Consider the following 23,875-nt stretch of genomic DNA (forward strand, 5'->3'; position numbering starts at 1 on the left):
ATTAAATAAGGCAATATAATTTCAGCTGTTCCACTTATCAAACCATAAATAGATAGAGAAACTACAATAGTTGCCAAAATTATTCTAATTATTTTCACCAGCACTTCCCCCGCAATAATGAAATTAGGTCCTTTACTAAAGTCCCCTGTAATACAGTTAAAATGAGCGCAAACCTCTCTAGATTATCGCTCTGAGATTACAGTACATTGATATTTGTTATGATTGTTTCCAACCACTGGTTTGTATCCTTAAAACAGAAGCCATTATTCCTATGAGGCAAAAGGTAATTCCTACTGGAAAGATGAAGAATAGTATAAGATCTGGAATTATTCCAAGGTACGGTAGAATTGTACATACCGGAACTGCAACGGTCAGGGTTAATAAGATAATCAAATCTAGTTTTTTGGTATTCAAACGAAAATCCTCCTAAAGCAATACAATACATTTATTAGCTACTAATCTTAGTTAACACTCTTAGATCCAATTATTTCAAAATAGTGCTAATAAATCCATCTTTTTTTACATAAATAGAAGCCTATCTTATTACAGATAAGCACCGATTTAATAGAACAATGGACTCAATTCAATATTCTTGAGTTGCCCCTATTCATGAAGACCTAGTTTCGAGCTAAAGTAAATAAAAGATGGTGTTAGAACATTAAAATCCATATGACCTGAGGAAACACTGGTAAAGGTATTTGATACTTAGCGTTGTAAATTCTCATTTTCCTGCGCTACCCCCTTCAGGATCGTCTTAATTATCTATGTCCGAAAAATCTATATCAATAATATCTGGGAAGTATTCTTTCATAGCCTTATATTCATCATATAAGCCTTCTTCAGATAGCACTAATGCTTCAGATAGTGCTTTATACAGCCTGTTACCCATTGGCCGCATACTTATATAGGTTAAGGTTCCCCCAACTGCTCCTCCTAGTACTGGTACAACTTTTGCGACGCCCTTAGCAAATACATCTTTATTCACTTTTATCCCAATGTATAAAAGAGATTTCTTAATTATAGGGTAGTAAAGCGTTTTTGTAAGAGCTTTTTGCGGTAACTTTTTTAGCAATTGTTTCGATAATCCGTTCGAAATAAACTTTAAGGCATTTGCTGTTCCTGCAACGCTAAACATAACACCTAAAAACATGATTATTTCATTTCGAGCTTCTTCCATATCGGTATGTTCATCAAGCCATAAGTCATCATGCCCATATAAATAAGCCAATTCTTGGGCTAAAACCACCGAATTTCCAAAAAATTGATATAAGTCTGCCGGAATTGTCCCCGCCATTGCTAATCCACCTGGAACACCTGTAGCAAATCCAAGCCCAGCACTTTTTAATGATCTTTTATGAATTACAGCTTTTGCAACATTATCGAGCTCAGATCTATTAATCCCAGCTTTGTATGGTCCTAATGCTAAAATTTGATTCAACTTTTCCTTAGATACTCGATCAGCAAATCTTTTCGTTAAAAAGTCTTTTCGGTCAACTTTTACGGTCGGCACTTTTAAAGTTTGATCAATTAGTGAGGTTAAGTCAATTTGCTTCTTTTTAAGTTTATTTGCCATATGTATACCTTCTCTCTTCAATTTGGAGGTAATAATATTTTTCCATATTACTCATTTTAAGTAATTTATTCGACGAAGAACGGTGGAGCAGGGATTTTAAAATTCATCGTGACCTCCAAAATGGATTTGCGCTTAAAATGTTCAGTTATCTTACGACTTCAGCCAACATGTCAAATCCAATTATTTCAAAATAACGTTGATAAATCTACCTATTTCCCAAATAAAAGGAGCCTATCTTATTTAAGATAAGCTCCGAGATTGTGGAAGACTCTGTTTCAAGATATTTACTTGTGTGCCTACTACTTATTTATCCTGTACAATTCAGACTTGCCAAGGTAATTGATTCCATTCTGTTCACAAAACATTTTCAAGGTTTTATTAAACCACTCTGGTGCAAAGGGATTAAGCATAACTGAGTTAATAAAATTATCAATATGTCCGTAGTAAACCTGAAATGTTTTATCCTTTAGATTTAAATTTAACTTTGATATGATTCTTTTTACTTCAGTAGAAATTTCTTCAATTGCAATATCCTTATATAACCAGGAGTCTCCGCTTAGCTTTAAATAGTCTTTTACGTATTCTTGAGCGTCTTCGGTCCCATTAAACTTATAATGAGTTACAAGTCTAATTTCACTTTCATGTGAGAACGCTTTTCTTTTGATTTTAATTAAATCATAAAAGGAGTCTTTTTCTACTATCTCATTCAGATCTTCCACATACTCTACTTCTAAATCTTCAACATTTTCAAGTTTTGAAATGTCATTTAAGTCAATTTCAATACGTACTGAAGTGTTATTATTATTATAAATTCTCCATAAAGCATCGCTCTCATTTATTTTTGTCCAAGATTGACAATATAACTTATTCGTTATAATTTGTTGAAGTATAGTCTCTAAAGCATGTTTTGTAGATATTGAATCGGCAGAATCGGTCGTTTTTTTTAATTTAGATTCAATTAAATTTAACTCATATGGATCATCCCAAAGAGTAGGATGTACAAAAGTTAATGATTGTTTCATTATCATATCAACAAAGGACTCAAAACTTATAAATCTATAAATTTTAGACATTTTTTCCTCCTGTTTATTACGTACTAATTTATTAGAGACCAATACCTCTTGTTACATTGCTTTGACTTTCTGAAATAAGAGAAATGCAACTTTTAATGGAACCTTTATTTAAATATGCTGATATTAATAATTTTTAGATTTCCTATTTAATATACCTTTTGCTAAAGTTAGTTTCGAACCAATACCTAAATAAACAAGCAATCCTGTACATATAGATATAGCCGAAGTAAGAAGAGCACGAGAATATAAACTGAAAGCTTCTGGTAACCATATCTCACAGAGAACTTCCGTCCCCCATACAATCAGGGACATTAAGACTACTAACAATAAAACGCTTCTCAATGTTTTAAGTAAAGGTAGAATCTTAAAGTGAATGGTATTCTTGATCATATATACGTTATATGTAATCGACGTTGTGAAACCAATATAGGTTGCTAATATGGGCCCTACTTCATCTAAATATGGCACAAGTAGATAGTTTAAAAGCACCTTTAAACCAACGCCTATGAGTATACCTATGATTAATTTCTTTTGCTGATTAATCCCTTGCATAATAGCAGCCGTTACCGTGTACAAAGCAAAAACAACTGCGGCCAAAGAGTACCATTCCAGTATGCCTCCGCCTATGTCAGGGCTATTTTCTAGTCCAAACACCATTATATAAATTGGTCTTCCTAGAATACATAAACCCATAGCAGCCGGCAGTGTAAAGAAAATTAGAATTTGTATGGTTTGAGAAATTTTGTTATGTACCTCTAACATCCTTCCACTATTAAATGCAGAGGTTATCCCTGGGATTAAAGACATACCAAATGCTGTCGCTAATGATACAGGAACCATAACGAGAATTTGAGCTAGACCAATAACGGAATTAATCGTCTCAGCTTCATATAAATTGTATCCAATCGATTGAAATAACTTATTTATCATGAAGGTATCAATATTCTGGTAGATCGGTATGGCAAGACCAGTAATTACAAAAGGAATTGCATAACCAATCAATTCTTTAAACATCGATTGAACGTTCATGTCCTCGTTGTTCAAACTTTCATCTCTTTGTTTCTTAATTAAATCTCTACGTTTAAAGAAGACAAATAGCAATGTGATAAATCCAGCTAATCCTCCTATAAAAGCAGCAAAGGTAGCGACGCCCACTGCATTTGTAATAGAGCTTTTAAGTACATGAATAGTGACATATGCACCTGCCAAAATGAAAGTAATCCTAACCACCTGTTCGATGACTGTGCTTAGTGCAGATGGACCCATAGATTGGTTACCTTGAAAGTACCCCCTAAAAACGCTCATAGCTGGAATTATTAACAAAGCAAAACTAACAAGACGAATGACAAACTGAACATCCTCAATAGAATTACCTGTTGAATCATTAGGATCTATGACTAATCTTGCTAAAAATGGTGCCGTTAAATACAAAGCTACGAAGGATATGGTACCAGTCATGACCATTAAATACATTCCATACCGTAAAAGCCTCAATCCGACTTGATAATTACCTACTTCATTATATTTCGAAACAAATTTTGATACGGCAAGGGGAAGACCTATTGTTGAAATGCTTAATAGAATTGTATATGGTCCGTAGGCATATTTATATAAAACGTATCCCTGCGTTGATACAAGAGCAGTAAATGGAATAATATAAATGAAGCCTAGAATCTTAGATATTAGGGTTGCAGCCGTTAGAAAAAAAGTACCCCTTAAAAATTTACTTTCCACTGAGACACCTCAATTATTTCTACTGTATGAGCTATGCTATCTATAATATATTTCTTCCATCACTTCATATTAACATATTTATCCATTATAACTGAGAGAAATTAAACCATAAAAAAGACGACTTCTCTTATGAAATCGTCTTTATGCAATAGGTCAGTTAGATTACTCTCATTTTTCAATTCTCGCTCCGAGATTGTTGAAGACTTGAAGTCAAGATAATTAGAAACTCTCTTCCTTGAAAACCCTCATTTTCAAATACTCTCTAATAACCATTAGATCATTATCACGATAACTTCAAAGAATCTTTTAACTCTTTCTTCAAAAATTCTAACTTGTTGAGGTCTGGAATAAAGTATGAAGGCCCTGGCACTTCAGGTGTCGTTCCCTTGATTTCCTTCGTTTGAATAGACGTTGAACTTATTGTAGGAAACTTTTTTTGCAGGGCAAGTATTTCACTTGGTTTAAAATTAGTCTCAACGTTATCTTTTAATACCTCTGAAATCTTATTAATTTCAAATAGTGTGTCTCCTGACTTGACCTCATCTACCGTAGCTTTAATAAATTGTCTTTGACGTTCATCTCTTGAGTAAACGGTGCTCACATCACGCTTCCTCATTCTTACAAATGCGAGCGCTTCTTCCCCATTCATTTCGGTTATTCCCTCATCAAAGTAAATCCGATCATTTGAATAAAAGTTCTTTTCCCAAAATGGATATTTCACATCTACCTTAACTCCACCAATTGCATCAACAATGTCATGAAATCCTTCAAAATTTACAGCAACATACTTATCGATCGGTATCTCCAAAAGATCTTCCACTGTTTCTACGGCTAACTTTTTGCCTCCATAATTGGTAAGGTACCCATATGTATAAGCAGCATTTATTTTATGAGTCCCAGCGTATTCACTTCCAACTTTTTCAACCGGAACTTGCACTTTTGTATCCCTAGGAATACTTGTCATCGTTACTTCTTTTGACTTAGGATCAAGAGTTATAACAATTTGAGTATCAGCTCTTCCGCCTTTTCCATCTGAGGAATAATCTTCAATTCCAAGTAGCAAAATGGATATGGGTTCATTTCCGACTTTTACTTTTGTGTCTCTTAATTCTGACATATCGTTATCCCGTTCAAGTTCACTATAAGATTCCTTCGCCGTATCATATACTTGAAATCCTAAATAACTCGCGATACAAATGACAATAAAGAAAAGTGATAGAGTACCAATGAGGATTTTTTTCCTGCGCTTTTTTCTTCGCCGATCTGTGAATCTATTTTTCATCTTTTTCTCCTTTTTTCTATGGATTGTGAAACCAGTATTCACTTAAGTGTTTCCATAATAGGTTCCTGCACTATAGTGATCTTGCATCGCCAACAACTGAGAAACTGTTAAAAAGTGATAGCCTTCATCTTCAAGGGTAGTTAGGAGCCGTGGTAAGGCATCGGCGGTAGTTGGATGCACATCATGTAACAGGATGATCGATCCAGATACAACTTCCTTGTTTACGACCTGATTGATCGCATCAACATTCTTACTTTTCCAATCCAATGAATCAACGGACCATAGAATAAGAGAAGCTCCATTGCGACTTGCCACTTCTTCAACTTCTGAATTGATCGCTCCATAAGGCGGCCTGATAAGTGTAGGTGCTTCCCCTGTCGCATCCTGGATCTTTTGTGTGGAGCTTTGGAATTCCTTTTGTATTCTGGACTCCCCTAGTTTCGTTAAGTTCATGTGTTGATCGGTATGATTCCCAATTTCATGCCCAGCGCTAGCCACTTGCGCAGCAAGAGAAGGGTTCTTTTCTACTTGACTCCCTAACATAAAAAACGTAGCTTTAGCTTGATGTTGCTTTAGTATCTTCAAAACCCGTGGAGTGACGTTCGGATTAGGTCCATCATCAAAAGTCAGTGCAACATACTTTTCTCCAGGTTTAAGAAGAGGTGGCTCGCGCTCTGCTGTTGCAGCTGTATTTTCTTCCTCTAAAGGAAGTTTAATTTCAATTGGCCCCTCCCCGTTTTCGGTTAGGTTAGACTTCTCCATATAGAAGATAAGCGAACCTTCATGTGCCAACCAATTCCATGAGTCAGGCGCACTCAATAATTCACTGAGCCTTTGATCGATTAATTCCTTATTATACTGATCGTTTTGTTTTAATTGCTTCTCCAAAGTAGCACGAACATTCTCTAACGTTTTTCCATAGGAAGTGAGTAAATCGCTTATTTTTAGGCGGTTATGATTAGCATCTACCGTAAAAACTTTGACGTGATTTTCACTAGAACCCGTATCTACCAAATGATTGGCGTTAAAGATTAAACTTGTTGTATCTTTTGCTCCTAGTTTTGCATCTGCTTGAATCGTTAAGTGAGCACGACTTCCCGAACCAAGCTGATCTTTCTCAGATTCTACTTCAGAGAAAAACATTTCTTTCTGCTCTTCAATCCACTCTTCAATCGTTTTTTCAAGAGACCGATTGTCAATAATCGGTTTGGTAACCAGTATAGTATAACGCTCGGTTTCGTCAGTCTCTTGCTCAAATTCAATGGTATTTTCCTTATCAACTTCCTTTGCGCTACTATCTCCAACCCACTTGCCAATCCCAATTACCATAAAAAGTCCTAATAAAATAAGCACAACCCATCCGGGCCATTTGATTCGCTTGAATGGCAACCTCTTCATCATATTATCGATCCTCTTTCATTTCATCTATGAAAAATGTTCAGACACGTTATAAAACCTATATTTCGACATATATACAAAAGAGTCTATCGATAGATAGACCCTAAGATTCAAACATACTATTAAATCCTATGGTTGTTGGCATTATCATTTACATGATTGGTAATCGTCTCAACAATATCAGAAACACTTACGTTTTCAGTCGAAAGGGAAGTCCCTAAATCGTATCGATCAAATGCCTCTAAACAAGCATCCGTCTGGTGAAAACACCAGGCTCCTTCTTGTTCTCCTCGATTCAACAGTCTCTGATGAATGGTATCTTTACTTGCTGTTAAGCAAAAGGCATGGATGTTTTCATCCCATTTTTTCAGTCCATTAAAAATATATTGAAAATAATCAGGTTTTCGAAGCGTCATAGGAACGATTAAGTTTATTTGATAACGACTTATTAAACGAGCTGCTGTTTCGACCGTTAATTCCGGCCAAAGCTGTAAATCTTGAAAATCACCCGTATGAGCTTCTTGTGCCTGAATGTCTTTTGGCATCATGTGCCGCAGCATATATCCGATTACTTCAGGATCATAAATCATACTATTATCAATTTCATTTAATAAAGCTTCTGCAACGCTAGTTTTCCCAACACCAAATGCTCCGTTTACCATGATAATCATTAGACGATCCCCTCATCACTAAAGTTTCATTTCTCTCAGTTTGTTTCTTCTAATTACTAAGAATTTATTAATCTAAATTTAGACTGCTTATGACCAAATCGTTCAAGCTCTTCTTCAAATTGCATGCCAGCTTTTTGTAGCACATGACGGGAAGCTTTATTCTGAGACTGTGTTTCCGCCACTATGGTAGAATACCCTAGTGTTTCAATCCCAAATTTCAAGATGTGCGTAATGACTTCTGTAGCATACCCTTTTCCCAATAGTCCGGTAAAAATTGATTTCCGATTTCGATATCACGCTCATCATGATACATATCGAGAAAAACCAGTCCTATAAAAGCTTCCGTCTCTCGTAACCGTATCGTCCAATGCAAAGCTGCATTTTGAGAGTGAATCATTTCATTAAACCTCTTCCCATAACCCACTTCATCAACAGGACCGCCTATATATTCCCGAACATGCTCATTTTCATATAGTTGTTTAATATCAGCATAGTCCTCTATTGAAAGAGGGATTAGCATGCATCGTTCAGTATTCAACAATACTTTTCCTCCTCACCTTCCAATTCTCCCAGGCGATATTAATAGAATTTTGAGAGTGCAGGAAACGAGTCAATTACATCATCGTATTCCGATACTTCTCCGAAACCATACTGTGCATAAATAAAAGGAATTTTAGCGTACCTCGCTGCTTTTAGATCCCCTTCCGTATCCCCTATATAAATAGGCGTTGTCAGATTGTTTCTCTCTATAATCAGCTGAATATTTTCTCCTTTTGAAAGTCCCGTTCTCCCAGGGTTTTCAAAGTCTTGAAAGTAGTTCTCAAGTTGGTGATGCGTATAGAATGATTCAATATATCCATCCTGGCATTTACTGACGATATAGAGTTTGTATGAGTTTGATAGTCTCTTCAATACTGTCTCTACCTGAGGAAAAAGAGAACCACCGTGTTTTTCTATGTATCCTTGTTCAACTTCGCAACACTCTCTTATCACCTGTTCTCTGACCTCTTCAGACAGATAAGGAAATAGTTTTAAACTAATCTCCTGCATTTGTAACCCCATCGTTCCTTCAAAGTCAGTTCTTGTGAGTTCTCGATGAACTTGTGGGTGTTCTTTCAAACGACTATTCCATGCGAGTAATACAGTATCAATCGGGTCCCAGATGGTGCCGTCTAAGTCAAAAATAATGCTATCCATATAGTGATCTCTCCCAGTAAAACGCTTAATGGAAAAACTTCTTATTCTTTCAGCATAAGAGCAGCTTCGTAATATTCTAATAAAAGAAACGGAATCATGCTTTCTACCTCAACTATGTATATAATTGTAAAAAGAGACACTACATGACGTTTGCTTCTATATTCATACCTCAATATAACTCGAGGCATATTTTACAGAGGATGATGAGATGACGTACTCAAATCTAGGACTCGAAATAAAAGCATTGCGGCAGATGAGAGGATTTTCACAAAAAGAACTTAGTAAGAAAATTTGCTCACAAGCTCAAATCAGTAAGATCGAAAAAGGTGATGTCTATCCCCTTGCCCCAACTTTGTATGAAATCGCAAGCCGATTAGGAGTAGATATTAACTACTTTTTTGAGAGGGCATTGATTGAAAGACATGATTATGTAGAAGAGGTTTATATTCAGGTAAGAGAAGCGATCAACCAGCAAAACTATCAAAAAGTATATGAAATTGTTAAAACAGAAAAGAAAAATCCCCTTTACCATCACCATTTAGATTTCAGGCAATTTATCATGTGGCATGCAGCCATTTGTAAATACCATTTGGAACTCGATACAAAGAATACACTCGACTTGTTAGATGAAGCTCTGAAATTAACCCATACAGGTAAATTTTATAGTGAACGGGAAATCGAAATTTTAAATAGCAAAGGGGTTATTTATCTCTTAACGGAGGAGTATGCAGCAGCCATTGATCTTTATCAACGCTTATTAGAAGAACACGAGAGGTTACGATACGAAAAAGACACAACGATTAAGATTAGAATCTACTATAACTTCGCAAAAGCACTAAATAAGAATAAAGAGTATGATTCATCGATAAAAATTTGTACATATGGTATTGAGGATTGCATCACTAAAAAAAGCATGTACCTTTTTGGTCATTTATACTTTCAGTTGGGATACAATTACTTTCAAACAGGTCGAAGAGAAAACGCAATTCAGTACTTTTCCAAAGCCTATACCATTTTCGATCTACAAAATGAGGATGAGCTCAAAAAGCATATCGATCAATATTTCTTAAAAGAACTTGAGGGTTATGGCAGTAGAGATGTTTCACCCTCCAATCGCCAAACTAAATAGAAAACATTAAGAGAAGAGGATCAGATCCTTTTCTCTCTTCTCTATGAATTATTCCACCTCTGGATGTTCAGTAAGTCTATCCATCTTAAACCTTATATTAATGTATTAGCTACTATAGCTCTGAATTATGTATTTATTACGACATCTGCATTGTCTAATGGCTTAATCGTGTTAACATAGTATTCCTCGGCCTTCCAATACCTCTTTTCGAATTTTTCTCTGTTTCGTTTAGTAGTTTCTGTTTCACGCATAAACCTTTTTTCCCGAGGACAGTCCAAAAATAATACTTTATCAAAATAGTCCCTCCATTCCTTACGTTGGAGAAAAACTCCTTCAATAACAATCCACCCTGTCTTAGGCAAATCAATTGTTCTGAATTCATGTGTATCTGTATCATTATCATAATATGGGAGATCAATTTGATTGCAGTATGTAAGTTTTTCAAAAAAATGTTCCTTTAACCACTCAACGTCCCATTGGAGATTAAAATACTCATACCATTCTTCAAATCCGGTATTATAACGGCTTTTTCTTTCAACGATATGATCATCGATATGAAATAAATAATATTCAATCTTTTCCTTATCAAGGAGCTCATGAAGTTGTTTGACAAACGTTGTTTTTCCAGACCTACTCAGCCCATCTATTCCCAGAATGTATCTTCTATTAGATTGGACTGATAAAATCAGTTCCGATAAATTTATTTCCATCTATTTCACCCTTTCCAATTGATTCATTTTACTTCTTCTTTTTGACTTAAAGGAATATGAAACAATTACCATTTAATATACTATCGCAAGAATATTTTATCTTACCTCTCATCATTTTTAGTACATACAAATGTAGATCTTATTCCGGACAAATTACCTTATTGAGTGCTTATCTATTTTTCATCAAACGCTCCGAGATTGTTAAGTAACTAGCTTAAAGGTTTACCTGAGACAATATGCCAATGTAGGTGCTTTGAATCTTGATAGTCTCCAATATTGGTAATCACTCTACAAGCTCCTTTTTCTTCAGTGACCATAGCAGCAACTTTTCTGATTACTCCAAGTAGCTCAAGCACTAATTCATCATCACTTCCCTCTAAAGTGATTAAAGATGAAATGTGTTTCTTTGGTATAGCCACAATATGTACTGGATAAAATGGCTTTGTATGATGATAGGCTAGTACATTTTCTGTTTCTAATACTTTTTCTACTTGTGTCTTACCACACAATACTTCATCACAATAAAAATCTTCAGTCATAATAATTAATTACCTCCTCTATTTGATTCACTCGTCTTCTCATTACACAATACCAATTATTTCAAAATATCATCAATAAATCTATTGTTTCTTTAATTAAAAAGGAGCCTATCTTATTAAAAATAAGCTCCGAGATTACTTAATAAGTACTTTCATTGTTCTATTATTTCTCCACCCAAAAATTTTGTCTGGCAATAAGGACAACGATACACATCATTTAGATCAAGATCGATATCAAATCGTAGTGGCAATCTTCTTTTGCAAACCGGACATCTCCATAAAGTAAAGGATATGATAAAGAAGATCACTAAAAGAGAAGTACCTGGAATGGCCAGCCACCAACTCCCAAAAATACTTCCTATAATGCTCAAGGTTAAAGAGAGAAATAAAGCGGCTAGTGAAATCTGTCTATATTTCATAATATCTCTAACTCTTTTTGCCACTCTACCCCTCCTTTTATTATTAAAATGACTGGATAGCGCCTTCAGATTCCCAAAATTGAAACGTTACATTATTACTCAACTTTTGCTCCGAGATAATGGAACATTGATATTTGTTATGATTGTTTCCAACCACTGGTTTGTATCCTTAGAACAGAAGCCATTACCCCTATGAGGCAAAAGATAATTCCTACTGGCAAGATAATGAATAGTAAAAGGTCCGGAACTATTCCAAGGTACGGTAGAATTGTACATACCGGAACTGCAACGGTCAGGGTTAATAAGATGATCAATTCAAGTTTTTTGGTATTCAAATAATAATCCTCCTAGAGCATAAAGTAGTTCGATTAGCATCTAATTTTAATCAAAATGCTTAATACCAATTATTTCAAATAAGAGCTGATAAATCCATCTTTTTCACTAAAAAGAGCCTATCTTATTAAAGATAAGCTCCGAGATTGTTGAAGATTAAATAGAAATTCATCTAATAAGGTTATTTTAAATAATTGTAGACTTGTGACTTGTCTTGGCAGTATAGTTTCCTAAACTACCTTTAGTTTTAAATTGTATTTACTTCATATAAAATACCCAAAACCACCTAGTTTTTAAATTAATCCCCCTTCCTACGCTCTTTATATTATCCAAAATATTGTAAATAATATAATTTTATGGTAAATTTTGAATATTGTTATAAAAGGGAGGGTATTTATGAAAAGATTTAGAAAGCCTATACTATGGGTTTTTCTATCAATTGGCATTATATTAACAAGCTTAGTTTTTGTTCATTTCATTAGTTTAGAAAAAGAACCAGTTTCTAAAGATTGGAGTAGAGAATTCGATCTTAATTTAAAAAGTGATGATAAAACAGTCCCTTTTCAAGTGAACAATGAGGATTCCTTGACATTTTATACAAGCAACAACGAAGGAATAAATAGCGTAACTTTAGATGATGATTACAAAATTTTAGAAAACCAATCAATAAAACTTGATACATCTCCAGAATTCAGTATATGGACAAATGGGAAGAAATTTCTCTATGTTAATTCTAAAAATGAACTCCACCATTACATTGAAAGCAATAATAAAGATACTGTAATCGATGATAATATTACTGGGTACATGGCTAATAAGAATACAGTCGTTTACTGGAAAGATAAAAGTCTATTTACTATAAATCCAGTGAGTATGAAAACATCTAAAGTCAAAGACTTCGATAAAAGGATAAATCGTGTCGTTTTAGAAGATCAATCACTATTAGTAATCACAAATGAAAAACAGGCTTTTGATGGAACATTATTAATTCCTGAAAAAGAAAAATATCGTTCATACGAAGTGTTTGCGATGGAAACTGAAAAAATCAGTCAAAGATTCACTAATTTTGACTACATACTTGAAGATGAGAATATGGAGCTTGTCTATACTATTTATGATGTGAGTGAGAAAGCCCATACGCCTTATTACTTATCAGGAACAATTACAAAGTTACACACGAAAAAACCAAAAACGTCAAATTTTTATCCTGCAGGCAGTAACGTACGAATTGAAAATCCTAATTATTTAAACATCTACCAAAATGATGGAAAGGTTAATATTCTTTTTAGTGCCCAAGGAAGAGTATCGAGTTTTAAAACTGAAACAAATGTTTTCAATGCAACGCTTAACGATAATAAATGGAAAGCCAATCAATTGAGTCGGACAGCAAATCGTTCGTCAAATCCATTCCAATTTGAAGATGGAAAGATTTTTTGGCAGGAAACTCAACCACTCGAAGACGCTAAAGTGAATTATAGCTTAATGGGAATTACTACAGATAAAGATGGCATTGCTCGTAGTAAAGAAATCAATAAAGATGATATCAAAACAGCTCTCTCTCACACAGGATTAGCTCTTGCTATGGGTATTATGACTCTGTTGGTTGCAATGGTCTGGGTAACACCTGCGGGTATTTTTATTATGATTATGTATATGTTTAATACCAATGCGATTGAACAGGGGAAAAGGTGGGTTCTCGTTACCACTCTTAGCTTATATTTTATTACTCAATTATTTATTATACAAATGCAAATGAATGACGTTTTTTATATGTTTGCTCCAGATTATTTAATATTTGACGGAAGTTCTTACATTCTTCCATTTCTGATTGGCGCCATTTCGGTATTAATAATAAAAATGTTTCGTATTAGCAAGGATCATTTACTTGCAAAGCTCAGTTACACAATTGCAATGAATGTGCTAATTGTGACACTTTTAATCGGTCCTTATCGTTTCTAATGTTGGCCAGGTCTTTATCAAGACCTGGTTTTTTATGCAATGAATTTTATTCTTGTACCATTTAATTTATTTTTGAAGCAATATGGTTCACTTTAATACTAACAATTGCTGAACTAATAATAGGGAAAAAGAATTAAATTGAACACTACTCTACCTAGAGTAATGAAGAGGCAAATGTTTTTTATTGAACAATCGCTCCGAGATTACTAAAGATCATTTGTTTACATACACTTTTTCATCTTTCAATTTCTTTACTCCTTTATTTCTTATCCAAACTTCAATATTATCATCTTCTTTTATTAGAACTTTTAAAAACGACTTCAAAAATAGTACTTATTACTATTCCTCCAATAAACAATGAAAGCTCGTTTTCTATTAGAAAAAAGTACAAAGAAACCACCAAAATTATGGTTCTTATTATTCGTTGGATTTTTTTATTTTTCAAATGCAATTTCCCTTTTCTTTATGCTCTATCGTGTAGATTATTAAATAATCGCTCCGAGATTGTTGAAGAATTGAATACAATATAAATTAAGTTTTCTTCTTCTCTTGTTTGATATGCGCTTTGTAAGTACCTGTATAGTTCAAAGACACTCGAAATGCGTTGCAATATCTTAAAATATACTCTGAATATCGCAAGCCCTTTCATCATGGCGAAAAAAGAAGGACAGTTAAGTAAATGTCCTTCTTCATCTATACCTATTTTTTCTTAAACATTTGCATCCGGTGATTCTCAAGCTCTGCCACAAAGATATCTCCCTGTTTATTCACCGCAATATCATGGGGGATTTTCATTTCACCAACTTGAGAACCCCAATCACCGAACCGTTCTATGATCTTACCACTTTGACTTGCGACCACCACTTGATGGGATCCTTTATCACTGTTTGGATAAAGCGCATCACCGCCATCTGCTACATACACGTTACCGTTTTTCCCCACTTCCACACCGAAAGGGCGGCCCAGCTCGTGCTGATCCCACTCATCGAGGAATTTTCCATCCTGGGAGAAAAGCTGAATACGTGCATTGTTCCTGTCTGCTACATACAAGTTCCCTTTCTGATCATGAGAAATTCCATGGGGCAGATTAAATTCACCTGGACTATCCCCCAGTTTATTCTTCTCCCAAAGGAATTGTCCCTCAGCATCGAATTTCACAATCCGTCTATTACGGTAGCCGTCGCTGACAACAAATGAGCCATCTTTCATGACCGTGACATCCGTGGGCCTCGCGAATGTATACTTCGTCATCCCAGTCGGGAAATTAGGCAGCACATTCCTTATCCGTAAGGCAGGCTCCATATAAATGGGATAGTCATCTCCAAATGTATCTACTAATTGACCACGAGATGTAAATTTGTAAACCTTGTTCTGAGTAATATCCGTGATCCAAACATTGTCTTCATGATCGATTTCCAATCCATGAGGGGAAGCAAATATATTCTCTCCCCAACGATCTTTGACTTTCATGGTTTCTCCATCAATGACGATAAGGGTTGGTTCTTGGATCAGGCTTTCCCCACCATATTCGGAACTTCCCCGATGTAAGTAGTAAATATCTCCTTTACTATTTACTGCTACTCCACTCGCTTCCCCGGCTATTTTCTTATCTGCCTCAGTCTTTGGCCAGAGAATTTCAGGAACATACGATGCTGATGGTTTGGCCTCAGGAACGTCTTTATATACTGTATCACTTCCTCCACGGCTAAACCACGCAGCCATTGCTCCTAGCAGGAGGACGATAGTGATTGTTATGCGTAAACTTTTCTTCATTTCCTTTCAACTCCATATAAATTATTGAGGATATGATTGTAACACAACGTGAAATAATGTTTCCTCTGGCTTATGACATAAGATGTATAGGACTAAAGACGTATGGAGTATCTAAGTTTTGTAGATGTTCTAAAATAGTTATATCAGTTTCCATTACAAGTCCTATAGACATTTCACGTTGTTAACATTTTTTTTACTAATCATCAGATTTATAATGAAGTGACCCTATCAGTAGGATCCTCCGTTTAATTCCAGTAAAATTTAAACTGACGAACTTTCTAACACCAATTATTTCATATCATTTATAAATATCTTTTTTTTATGTAAAATAAAAAGCCTATCTTATTAAAGATAGACTCCGATAATTGATTTTCCTTATCTCGTGAATTCAAATAAATCTTGTTATGTCCTGATCTGCAAAGAGATTATGTGAAATGTTTTGAAGAAAGAGGAAAGAAGAACCTTAAATTATGAGTTGCCAGGGACATTGATGGCGATGAATAAGAGAAACTAACTTATGAACGTTGTATTGAAAAAGAATACCGTTCTCAAATAGTCATCGATTATGATGGTCCAAAATTTAATGAAGAGTTCTATGCCGAGACATTTGAACTTTGGTGTTACTTTGGGGACTATAAAAAGGGCACAGGAACATTATATGATCTCAAGAATAATGATTTAAGATCTTCTATAAAGAAAACATTAAGTACATAATTTAATTGCAGACTGTCCTTCACTTATATCACTTTGAGGTACTTCAACATAGCTATTATCGATATTAGATTCTTTTTTTGAATTTCTAATTCTTCCAAACAAGTTTCTCACCCTGTTTCAAATAAAATATACAACCGTTATTCAATTAAACTGCCCTATTGCTTAAGATCGACAACACCGTCCACAATCCTAATATCAACATATCACGGCATATGTTACCTTATTTTTCTTCCTAATCTACTCTTTCTTCTATCTTCGTAGTTTCTTTGGTAAACTTCTAAAGATAGGCAGTTTGTTAAAGGGGGATGAGGATGGATCGGATTATGGTGATGGGTGCTTCAGCAGGCGCCGGTAAGTCAACTTTTGCAAAGAAACTCGGCAACATTCTAGGTTATCACGTTTACCATCTTGATGCGCTCTTTTGGAAACCGGGCTGGGTAGAAGCAAGTCTCAATGAATTCCGTGCTTCCCAGAAGAAAATCACTTCAAGTTCTCACTGGATTATAGAAGGCAATTATAGCAATTCCTATGATATTCGAGTAGCAAAGGCAGATACGATTATTTACATCGATGCGCCTAGACTTCTTTGTCTTTATCGCGTTCTAAAACGCTGGGTGACTCATATTGGGAAGACTCGTTCTGATATGGGCAAAGGCTGCAATGAAAAAATGGAGTGGTCGTTTTTAACTTTCATTTGGACGACCTACTATCCTCGTAAAGAGAAGATGAATAAGCGATTTGCAGAGATTCAGCAAACTTCTCCTGAAAAAACCATAATCGTTTTACAAAACAAAGCGGAAATCGCGAATTTTCTTCATGAACTTCAGACAAAGCATACAATTTTGTCATAACCCATGATAAGATAAAATGCAGTACGTTTGAATCCTGATTTTCCTGTTCAAACTAGAAAGACTACTGAAGCACATGGAGGCATTATGCTAACTTTTGAAGAAAAACTAGAGATTATTGAATCATCCTTTCCTGAATTAACACGAAAAGACGTATCGCTTGGACGTGTGAACTTTCACTATGAAGAAGCGGTTATCGATAAGAAAAATGTGGTTTATCATCTTCACCCGAACGGAAATGGCTATGTATTTGGCGATCTGATTGAAGGTTACCCATTAGATGAAAGAGGGATGGTCAACATTCGCGATTTTTCAAGCAATGAGCTTCGAAAAATTATCAGAGAGTCAATCCAGTCTCTTTCTGTCCTTCCGGGATCTGATATTGAAGTACAAGTGTGGGTGAATGACGAAGGTCAAACGCTTGAACTCATGTACGAGCCTGAACTCGAGTTATGGAATGTTTATGCTGGCGATATTCTTGATGGCACCTTCCCTTCTCGAAATGAAGCGGTTCAATACCTTGATGAAGAAGGATTTACTAGAAGATAAACCTGATTAGCCTCCCGCCACTAAGCGAGAGGCTTTTTTTATTTAGATGAGCGATTTATAGAATCCAGTTGATTTTCCTACATAGCCACAAGCTTCATAGAATTGATGTGCAGCTCTTCGCTCTTCACGATTCCCGCTATTTAACACGACTGTTGTAGCTCCCTTATCATCAGCCCTTCTTTCGGCTTCCTCCATCAACTTCCTTCCAATTCCTTGCTGGCGATATTCTTTCGCTGTTACCATCGTAATGATTCTCGCAACAAGAATATTGGCCACATAGGATCGTTCATAATGCATACCAAGCATACCAATTAGTTCCCCTTTCTCTTCCGTCACAAGGGTAAGATACTGAGGATCATTTAGTATTGGTAGGAATCGCTCTTTTACTTCATGTACTTCTGCTTCATAGCCCATATCTGAAAGTAAACGAGTGATACCTTCCTCATCCCCCAGCTTCACCTTTCTTATGTTCATGTTCCCTTCTCCTCTCGTAAACCACTATTTCGATATCGCTTTGATGAAAATAAGAGAATGAGTGGCAAAATAAGCACACTTAAACTTACCACTCCACTCCATCCAAACCGATCCCACGCCACTCCAACTCCTGAACTGCCTGCAGCAACACCTGCATAATAGCTAATTAAGTAAAAACTTGAAGCGCCACTTTTATGATGATCGGCTGTTTGGGCGACGGAAGCTGATGCCATTGAATGCGCGATAAAAAATCCTGCGCAGATGATGCAAAGTCCAATCATGACAGCCGATATATTTTGAAAAACGGTCAGAACAACTCCAACGATGAGGGTAGATAGTCCGATGATCATGGTTCGTCTAAGGCCAATGTTAGAAGAAATTCTTCCTGCAAGAGGTGGAGAAATGACGCCAAGGATATACGCAAAATAGGTTAGAGAGATCCACTTCAACGAAAGAGCAAAGGGGTCTTCTTCCAGGTGAAATGGCAAATAAGTCCACACACCTGTAAAGATTACCTGGATTAGAAAACCGAGGGTGAAAAGAGACAATAAGCGATGGTCTCTAAGGTGAACAAACATCCCCTTCATATCGTTAACTACGCTTCTACTTCCTCCTTCAAAAAAGCGGGAGTCAGGTAGTAGCCAGTAAAAACAACCTGTTGCTACTAGGCCAAAACCACCAAGAAACATAAAACTTATTTGCCAACTATAGAGATCCGTTAAGTAACCTGTTGCCACTCGTCCTCCAAGTCCTCCCATTGCATTGCTAGCAATATAAATACTTGTAGCCAGTCCGATGGTGTATGGCTCGACTTCATCAGCTAAATATGCCATGGCTGATGCGGGTATTCCCGCGAGGAAGAATCCCTGGATACATCGAAGAATGAGTAAAAAGAGGAACGATTTCATTAATGGCATAATCAGGAGCAGACCGAGAACAAAAAGCAGGGATACTTTCATGACAACTGTTCGTCCATGGCGATCGGAAACAAAGCCGAGAATTAGAAGACCCGGAATCATTGTAATGACCGGTAGCGACATAAGGAGACTTGATGTTGTAGGCGTTATATGAAATTCTTTCGCGAATATAGGAAGCAGCGGTTGAAAAGCATATAAAGAAGAAAAAATGAGCAATGCTCCGCAACCAAGACTAGCCGCTACTCGCCAAAATCCTCCATCCTTTGATGTATAACGCTGTTTCTTCGTTGTTTGATCCATCACTGTATCATCACCTTAGTTCTAGCTGAATTTTGTTGGAATTTGAGTTAGATCAATGCCCCATACAATTGGCATGTAAAAATAAATGGCTATCGTAATAATGATGATAGAGGTTACATTTAGCCAAAAACCGGCTCGCGCCATATCAGGAATTTTTAAATAACCTGATCCAAACACAACCGCGTTTGGTGGTGTGGCAACTGGGAGCATGAAGGCACAGCTTGATGCAATTCCAGCTCCAATCATTAAGGCATATGGATGAACACCGATCGCTGCTGATAAAGAAGCCATAATTGGAAACATCATTGTGGCCGTCGCCGTGTTGGATGTAATTTCTGTTAAGAAAATAACAAGCGTTGTAACCAGTAGTAAAATAATGAATAAGTGAATTCCTTCAAGAATGGTTAATTGCTCTCCAATCCACTTGGCAAGTCCTGATTCTTGAAAACCGGAAGCAATGGCAAGCCCTGCTCCAAAGAGTAGGAGGATGCCCCAAGGTAACCCTTTCGCTGTATTCCAGTCCAACAAAAAAGATCCTTTTTTCGAAGGTGCCGGTATAAGAAACAATAAAATCGCTGCCGTCATGGCAATCACTGTATCATTAATGTTTGGATTTAACTCACTAAGTACGAATGAGCGACTGATCCACGCAAGCGCCGTAAGAGAAAATATGGTAAGAATGACTTTCTCTTCTACCGACATTCCTCCGAGATCATCCTTCTCTCTTTTGATAACCTCTTTACCACCTGGCAATTCTTTAATGTTCATTGGAAAAGCCATTTTCACAAGGTAATACCAGCACCCAATTAATAGTAGAACGGTTAACGGTACACCAAACATCATCCAGCGGGCAAATGAAATTTCAATGCCATATAGCTCATTCACAACAGCTGCGAAAATGGTATTTGGCGGTGTTCCAATTAATGTCGCAAGACCACCAATCGAAGCACTATAAGCGATACCAAGCATAATCGCTTTTCCGAAATTAAATCGGGGAGCTCCTTCCTCCGTATTCATATCTAGCTGCTCAGATACTTGATAAATCACTGCAAGTCCAATTGGCACCATCATCATTGCGGTGGCAGTATTTGAGATCCACATCGATAAAAAGCCCGTAGCGACCATAAAGCCAAGGACAATTTTTTCCGTACTCGTTCCAATTGCTGATATAATAAAGAGAGCAATGCGTTTATGTAAATTCCACTTTTGCATTGAAAGCGCAATCAGGAAACCACCCATAAAAAGAAAGATCGTATTATCGCCATAGGCTGATGCTGTTAAATCACCTTCCAGTGCACCTGTTAGCGGAAATAAAATGAGTGGTAATAGAGACGTTGCAGGAATGGGAATTGCTTCTGTAATCCACCATGTTGCAATCCATGCCGTACTAGCTAATACAGCTAAACCAGCTTCCGAAAGGCCGTTTGGGTGAAAAAACAGCATCAGCGCAAGAAAGAGCGCTGGTCCTAACACTAATCCAGTTAGCTTTCTTTTGTCATAAACCGGATCTGGACCGGATAGCGTAGGATTTTTTTGTGAACTTTGAGAAGGGATTCCCGGCGTGTGTGAAGAAGCGAATGTTAAGAGATCCTTTGCACGATGATGTTCATGCCAAAAACAGCTCCAAAAAAGACGTACTTGTTCCATAGTGATACCTCCTATCGTTCGTGTCACTATAGTGTAGGATTCACTTGGTACACCTGTCAATATTTTCACAATTTTGGTTCTATTTTACTCTTTTTTAGCAAAGGACTTTTGGTTCATCTTTGATATTTTCATTCACACCCTCTTTCAAAACCCCCTTATATTTCCAATAAGGGCGAATGTTATAAGTTGATGGTGTGATTTTAATCATTCATACGATACATTCCAGGAATCACCGTATGAGTTTCATTTCGATTGACAACAAGTTGCTCAAAATCGATCCAGGGGGTATATGATGAGAAAGATACAGCAGACGACCATTAATTCGGTTGTAAAATACGGACAAACGAAGCTTCCGAAATCAACAAATACAGAATGTCCTGAATGTGGTAATGACGCCTCATTTCAATTGAAATTTGATTATCAAATTAACCAGGCCGTGTTTTCAACACTTTCCCGCTGTTCCATTTGTAAAGAAGCGGTACTCTTCATTTTAATTAAAACCTCACATGGCGATCGCGGAGAAGAAGTCGAGCTTTTTGTCCACCAAACATCCTTCACACGTGAACCGCTCGGTAGACTAACAAGTTCTGCCCGATTGCCTGACGATCTTGAACGTGTTTATCGCTCTGCCGTGAACGTACATAATATGAAAGACTGGACCGCCACAGCTGTCATGGCTAACCGCGTTCTTGAAAGTATTACCGGCAGTTTTCTATCTGAGAATGAATTAGGACAGCCCCTATCCAAACAGCTCGAAACGTTGGCGAAACAAATTGACTTAGAAGAACCGATTGTAAAGCTAGGTCAGCTTCTCGGAAAAGGAAGTAATCTGAATAACCTCCTTTGTCTTGAAAAAGCGACTAGCGAAGAAACGGCGAATCTCATTATTGACTTGTTAGATTCATTAATTGAATATCTTTATATTCTTCCTCAACGAATTGTTCATCTACAAAAACAAATCGAAGGATAATGAAAAGACAGGTAGCTCATGAGCTACCTGTCTTTCTTGTTAAACCATACTCGTTTTATCGTTATTTCTAACCCTTCGTTTTCTTTTGAAAAGAAGGATAGTTAATAAAGATCGCAATCACTCCAGCAATCGCAATAAGTATGGGATAAATGGAGTAAGGCAAGAGGGCGAGTGGTGAAATTGAAGCAAGTCCAGCAACAGCTAGCACCTGTGCACCATACGGGAGCATTCCTTGAATACTACCTGAAAAAATATCTAAAATACTAGCTGATTTCCTCGGATCTACGCCATACTTCTCAGAAATGTTCTTCGCAAGTGGTCCCCCCATAATGATGGAAATCGTATTATTCGCTGTCGATAAATCGAGTACACTAGCTAGACCAGCGATACCAAATTCTGCACCTCTACGGGAGTTTACTCGGCTTAAAATTTTATCTAGAACGTATTGAATACCTCCATTATGCTTGATTACTTCAATCATACCACCGATTACAAGGGCAATCATCGCAAGGTCTTCCATTCCTTTAATCCCTTCTGTAACGGTGGAAATCAGTCCACTCATGCCAAATGAACCGTTAAACAGACCGACTATTCCAGCAAATAGCGTTCCACTTACAAGGACAATAAGCACATTAACCCCTGCAATGGCTGCGATTAAAACGCCTAGATAGGGAAGAATCGTGATCAAATCAAAAGCGCGATCTCCACCAACTGTTGCCTGCTCTCCCATCGTTAACACGCCATAAATAATAGCTGTAATAATAGCTGCGGGTAAGACAATAAAGAAGTTGACTTTGAACTTGTCTTTCATTTGCGTATTTTGTGTGCGAACAGCTGCAATGGTAGTATCTGAAATCATAGAAAGGTTATCACCGAACATCGCTCCGCCAATGACGGCAGATAAAGCTAGGGCTGGCGCAACTCCTGTTTGGTCTGCAATTCCGATACCAATCGGTGCAAGGGCGACAATCGTTCCCATCGATGTGCCCATTGAAATAGAAATAAAACACCCGATTAAAAATAAGCCAACAATTAATAAATTCGCTGGAAGAATCGATATTCCTAAATTCACAATCGAATCCACCGCTCCAATCTTTTCAGCGGTCCCAGCAAAAGCGCCTGCCAATAAGAAGACAAGAATCATCAAGATAATATTGGTGTTTCCTGCTCCTCGACAAAACACTTCTACTTTCTTCATGAAGTTTTCTTTTCGATTCATCGAAAGAGCTACACCTGCTGCAATTAATGAAGCAAGTATAACCGGCATGCTATAAAAGTCCTTTGTTACGATGGCAGTGCCTATAAAGAGCACAATAAATATGCCAAGGGGTAGTAACGCCAGACCATTTCCTTTCATTTCTCTTTCCATTCTCTCTATCTCCTTTTCCTTTACTACTGCATGAAAAAAGCCCACTTCAAGAGAAGAGGGCTTTTGCTCTTATCTCTCAAGATCTCTCTTGCTGGAAGCAGCACCTTTCTGATCGTCAGAGGTTGCTGAAGCTTCTTCGGGCCAGATCCCTCCACTTCTCTTAATAAGAAATATACAGTTATGAATGAGCATGAGCTCAGATTTTATTTGAATTTCAAGATCGAACGAGCTTTACTTTATCACGCCAGATTCAACTGAGTCAACTCTTTCCACCTTCATGAAAATAAACTCCTTATG

At 36.7% G+C, this 23,875-nt stretch carries 21 protein-coding genes, 1 pseudogene and 1 riboswitch; of the genes and pseudogenes, 5 read left to right on the forward strand and 17 right to left on the reverse strand.

Annotated elements, in window-relative coordinates; all coding sequences use genetic code 11:
- Window positions 1-754: 754 nt before the first annotated feature.
- The 8 genes and pseudogenes from PQ511_RS03880 to PQ511_RS03920 all read right to left on the reverse strand — a co-directional run bounded on the left by PQ511_RS03880 (window position 755) and on the right by PQ511_RS03920 (window position 8,928).
- Window positions 755-1,573: a bacteriochlorophyll 4-vinyl reductase gene (locus PQ511_RS03880; protein ID WP_273850625.1), complete on the reverse strand. Its 819-nt coding sequence runs from the start codon at window positions 1,571-1,573 to the stop codon at window positions 755-757.
- 299 nt (window positions 1,574-1,872) lie between these two features.
- On the reverse strand, window positions 1,873-2,646 hold the full coding sequence (locus PQ511_RS03885) for a DUF2971 domain-containing protein (RefSeq protein ID WP_273850626.1): 774 nt from the start codon (window positions 2,644-2,646) through the stop codon (window positions 1,873-1,875).
- A gap of 123 nt (window positions 2,647-2,769) precedes the next feature.
- The gene (locus tag PQ511_RS03890; protein WP_273850627.1) at window positions 2,770-4,380 is read right to left on the reverse strand and encodes a putative polysaccharide biosynthesis protein; all 1,611 of its coding nucleotides are present in this window, start codon (window positions 4,378-4,380) and stop codon (window positions 2,770-2,772) included.
- Window positions 4,381-4,663: 283 nt separating this feature from the next.
- Window positions 4,664-5,662, reverse strand: a complete 999-nt coding sequence (locus PQ511_RS03895; protein WP_273850628.1) for an LCP family protein — start codon at window positions 5,660-5,662, stop codon at window positions 4,664-4,666.
- A 42-nt stretch (window positions 5,663-5,704) separates the two neighbouring features.
- Window positions 5,705-7,063, reverse strand: coding sequence for a polysaccharide deacetylase family protein (locus PQ511_RS03900; RefSeq protein WP_273850629.1), 1,359 nt, complete (start codon window positions 7,061-7,063; stop codon window positions 5,705-5,707).
- 119 nt (window positions 7,064-7,182) lie between these two features.
- The gene (locus PQ511_RS03905; RefSeq protein WP_273850630.1) at window positions 7,183-7,731 is read right to left on the reverse strand and encodes an AAA family ATPase; all 549 of its coding nucleotides are present in this window, start codon (window positions 7,729-7,731) and stop codon (window positions 7,183-7,185) included.
- Window positions 7,732-7,787: 56 nt separating this feature from the next.
- Window positions 7,788-8,251 (reverse strand): annotated as a pseudogene (locus tag PQ511_RS23700) (GNAT family N-acetyltransferase).
- A gap of 59 nt (window positions 8,252-8,310) precedes the next feature.
- A complete protein-coding gene (locus tag PQ511_RS03920) occupies window positions 8,311-8,928 on the reverse strand; it encodes an HAD family hydrolase (protein WP_273850633.1) in 618 nt (205 codons plus the stop codon).
- A 208-nt stretch (window positions 8,929-9,136) separates the two neighbouring features.
- Between PQ511_RS03920 and PQ511_RS03925 the strand changes: the two genes are divergently transcribed.
- A complete protein-coding gene (locus PQ511_RS03925; protein ID WP_273850634.1) occupies window positions 9,137-10,057 on the forward strand; it encodes a helix-turn-helix domain-containing protein in 921 nt (306 codons plus the stop codon).
- Between the two features lie 125 nt (window positions 10,058-10,182).
- Here the strand turns inward: PQ511_RS03925 and PQ511_RS03930 are convergent, their stop codons facing one another.
- The 4 genes from PQ511_RS03930 to PQ511_RS03945 all read right to left on the reverse strand — a co-directional run bounded on the left by PQ511_RS03930 (window position 10,183) and on the right by PQ511_RS03945 (window position 12,060).
- On the reverse strand, window positions 10,183-10,761 hold the full coding sequence (locus tag PQ511_RS03930) for a kinase (RefSeq protein ID WP_273851126.1): 579 nt from the start codon (window positions 10,759-10,761) through the stop codon (window positions 10,183-10,185).
- A gap of 215 nt (window positions 10,762-10,976) precedes the next feature.
- Complete coding sequence (locus tag PQ511_RS03935; protein ID WP_273850635.1) at window positions 10,977-11,306, reverse strand: HIT domain-containing protein; 330 nt, start codon at window positions 11,304-11,306, stop codon at window positions 10,977-10,979.
- 152 nt (window positions 11,307-11,458) lie between these two features.
- The gene (locus tag PQ511_RS03940; protein WP_273850636.1) at window positions 11,459-11,749 is read right to left on the reverse strand and encodes a hypothetical protein; all 291 of its coding nucleotides are present in this window, start codon (window positions 11,747-11,749) and stop codon (window positions 11,459-11,461) included.
- A gap of 113 nt (window positions 11,750-11,862) precedes the next feature.
- Complete coding sequence (locus tag PQ511_RS03945; RefSeq protein ID WP_273850637.1) at window positions 11,863-12,060, reverse strand: hypothetical protein; 198 nt, start codon at window positions 12,058-12,060, stop codon at window positions 11,863-11,865.
- Window positions 12,061-12,454: 394 nt separating this feature from the next.
- On the opposite strand from PQ511_RS03945, the gene PQ511_RS03950 reads away from it, so the two are divergent.
- Window positions 12,455-14,017, forward strand: coding sequence for a hypothetical protein (locus PQ511_RS03950; protein WP_273850638.1), 1,563 nt, complete (start codon window positions 12,455-12,457; stop codon window positions 14,015-14,017).
- 699 nt (window positions 14,018-14,716) lie between these two features.
- Here the strand turns inward: PQ511_RS03950 and PQ511_RS03955 are convergent.
- Window positions 14,717-15,790, reverse strand: a complete 1,074-nt coding sequence (locus tag PQ511_RS03955; RefSeq protein WP_273850639.1) for a peptidyl-alpha-hydroxyglycine alpha-amidating lyase family protein — start codon at window positions 15,788-15,790, stop codon at window positions 14,717-14,719.
- A 1,025-nt stretch (window positions 15,791-16,815) separates the two neighbouring features.
- Between PQ511_RS03955 and PQ511_RS03960 the strand changes: the two genes are divergently transcribed.
- Both PQ511_RS03960 and PQ511_RS03965 read left to right on the forward strand, forming a co-directional pair.
- The gene (locus PQ511_RS03960; protein ID WP_273850640.1) at window positions 16,816-17,355 is read left to right on the forward strand and encodes a P-loop NTPase family protein; all 540 of its coding nucleotides are present in this window, start codon (window positions 16,816-16,818) and stop codon (window positions 17,353-17,355) included.
- An 84-nt stretch (window positions 17,356-17,439) separates the two neighbouring features.
- Window positions 17,440-17,901, forward strand: coding sequence for a hypothetical protein (locus PQ511_RS03965; protein WP_273850641.1), 462 nt, complete (start codon window positions 17,440-17,442; stop codon window positions 17,899-17,901).
- Between the two features lie 42 nt (window positions 17,902-17,943).
- Here PQ511_RS03965 and PQ511_RS03970 read toward each other — a convergent pair whose 3' ends face one another.
- The 3 genes from PQ511_RS03970 to PQ511_RS03980 are packed head-to-tail and all read right to left on the reverse strand — an operon-like array spanning window position 17,944 to window position 21,239.
- Window positions 17,944-18,375: a GNAT family N-acetyltransferase gene (locus PQ511_RS03970; protein ID WP_273850642.1), complete on the reverse strand. Its 432-nt coding sequence runs from the start codon at window positions 18,373-18,375 to the stop codon at window positions 17,944-17,946.
- A complete protein-coding gene (locus PQ511_RS03975) occupies window positions 18,372-19,592 on the reverse strand; it encodes an MFS transporter (protein ID WP_273850644.1) in 1,221 nt (406 codons plus the stop codon). The genes PQ511_RS03970 and PQ511_RS03975 overlap by 4 nt, the downstream gene beginning before the upstream one ends.
- Window positions 19,593-19,613: 21 nt before the next feature.
- Window positions 19,614-21,239, reverse strand: a complete 1,626-nt coding sequence (locus PQ511_RS03980; protein ID WP_273850646.1) for an SLC13 family permease — start codon at window positions 21,237-21,239, stop codon at window positions 19,614-19,616.
- Window positions 21,240-21,531: 292 nt separating this feature from the next.
- Here PQ511_RS03980 and PQ511_RS03985 point away from each other — a divergent pair, with 292 nt between their 5' ends.
- Window positions 21,532-22,209, forward strand: coding sequence for a hypothetical protein (locus tag PQ511_RS03985; protein WP_226657158.1), 678 nt, complete (start codon window positions 21,532-21,534; stop codon window positions 22,207-22,209).
- Window positions 22,210-22,276: 67 nt separating this feature from the next.
- Here the strand turns inward: PQ511_RS03985 and PQ511_RS03990 are convergent, their stop codons facing one another.
- Entirely contained in the window at window positions 22,277-23,587 is a 1,311-nt protein-coding gene (locus PQ511_RS03990) for a Na+/H+ antiporter NhaC family protein (protein WP_337957743.1), read from the reverse strand.
- A gap of 57 nt (window positions 23,588-23,644) precedes the next feature.
- Window positions 23,645-23,748: riboswitch (SAM riboswitch) on the reverse strand.
- Between the last annotated feature and the right edge of the window lie 127 nt (window positions 23,749-23,875).

The organism is Guptibacillus spartinae (assembly GCF_028610625.1).
GTDB lineage: Bacteria > Bacillota > Bacilli > Bacillales > Guptibacillaceae > Guptibacillus > Guptibacillus spartinae.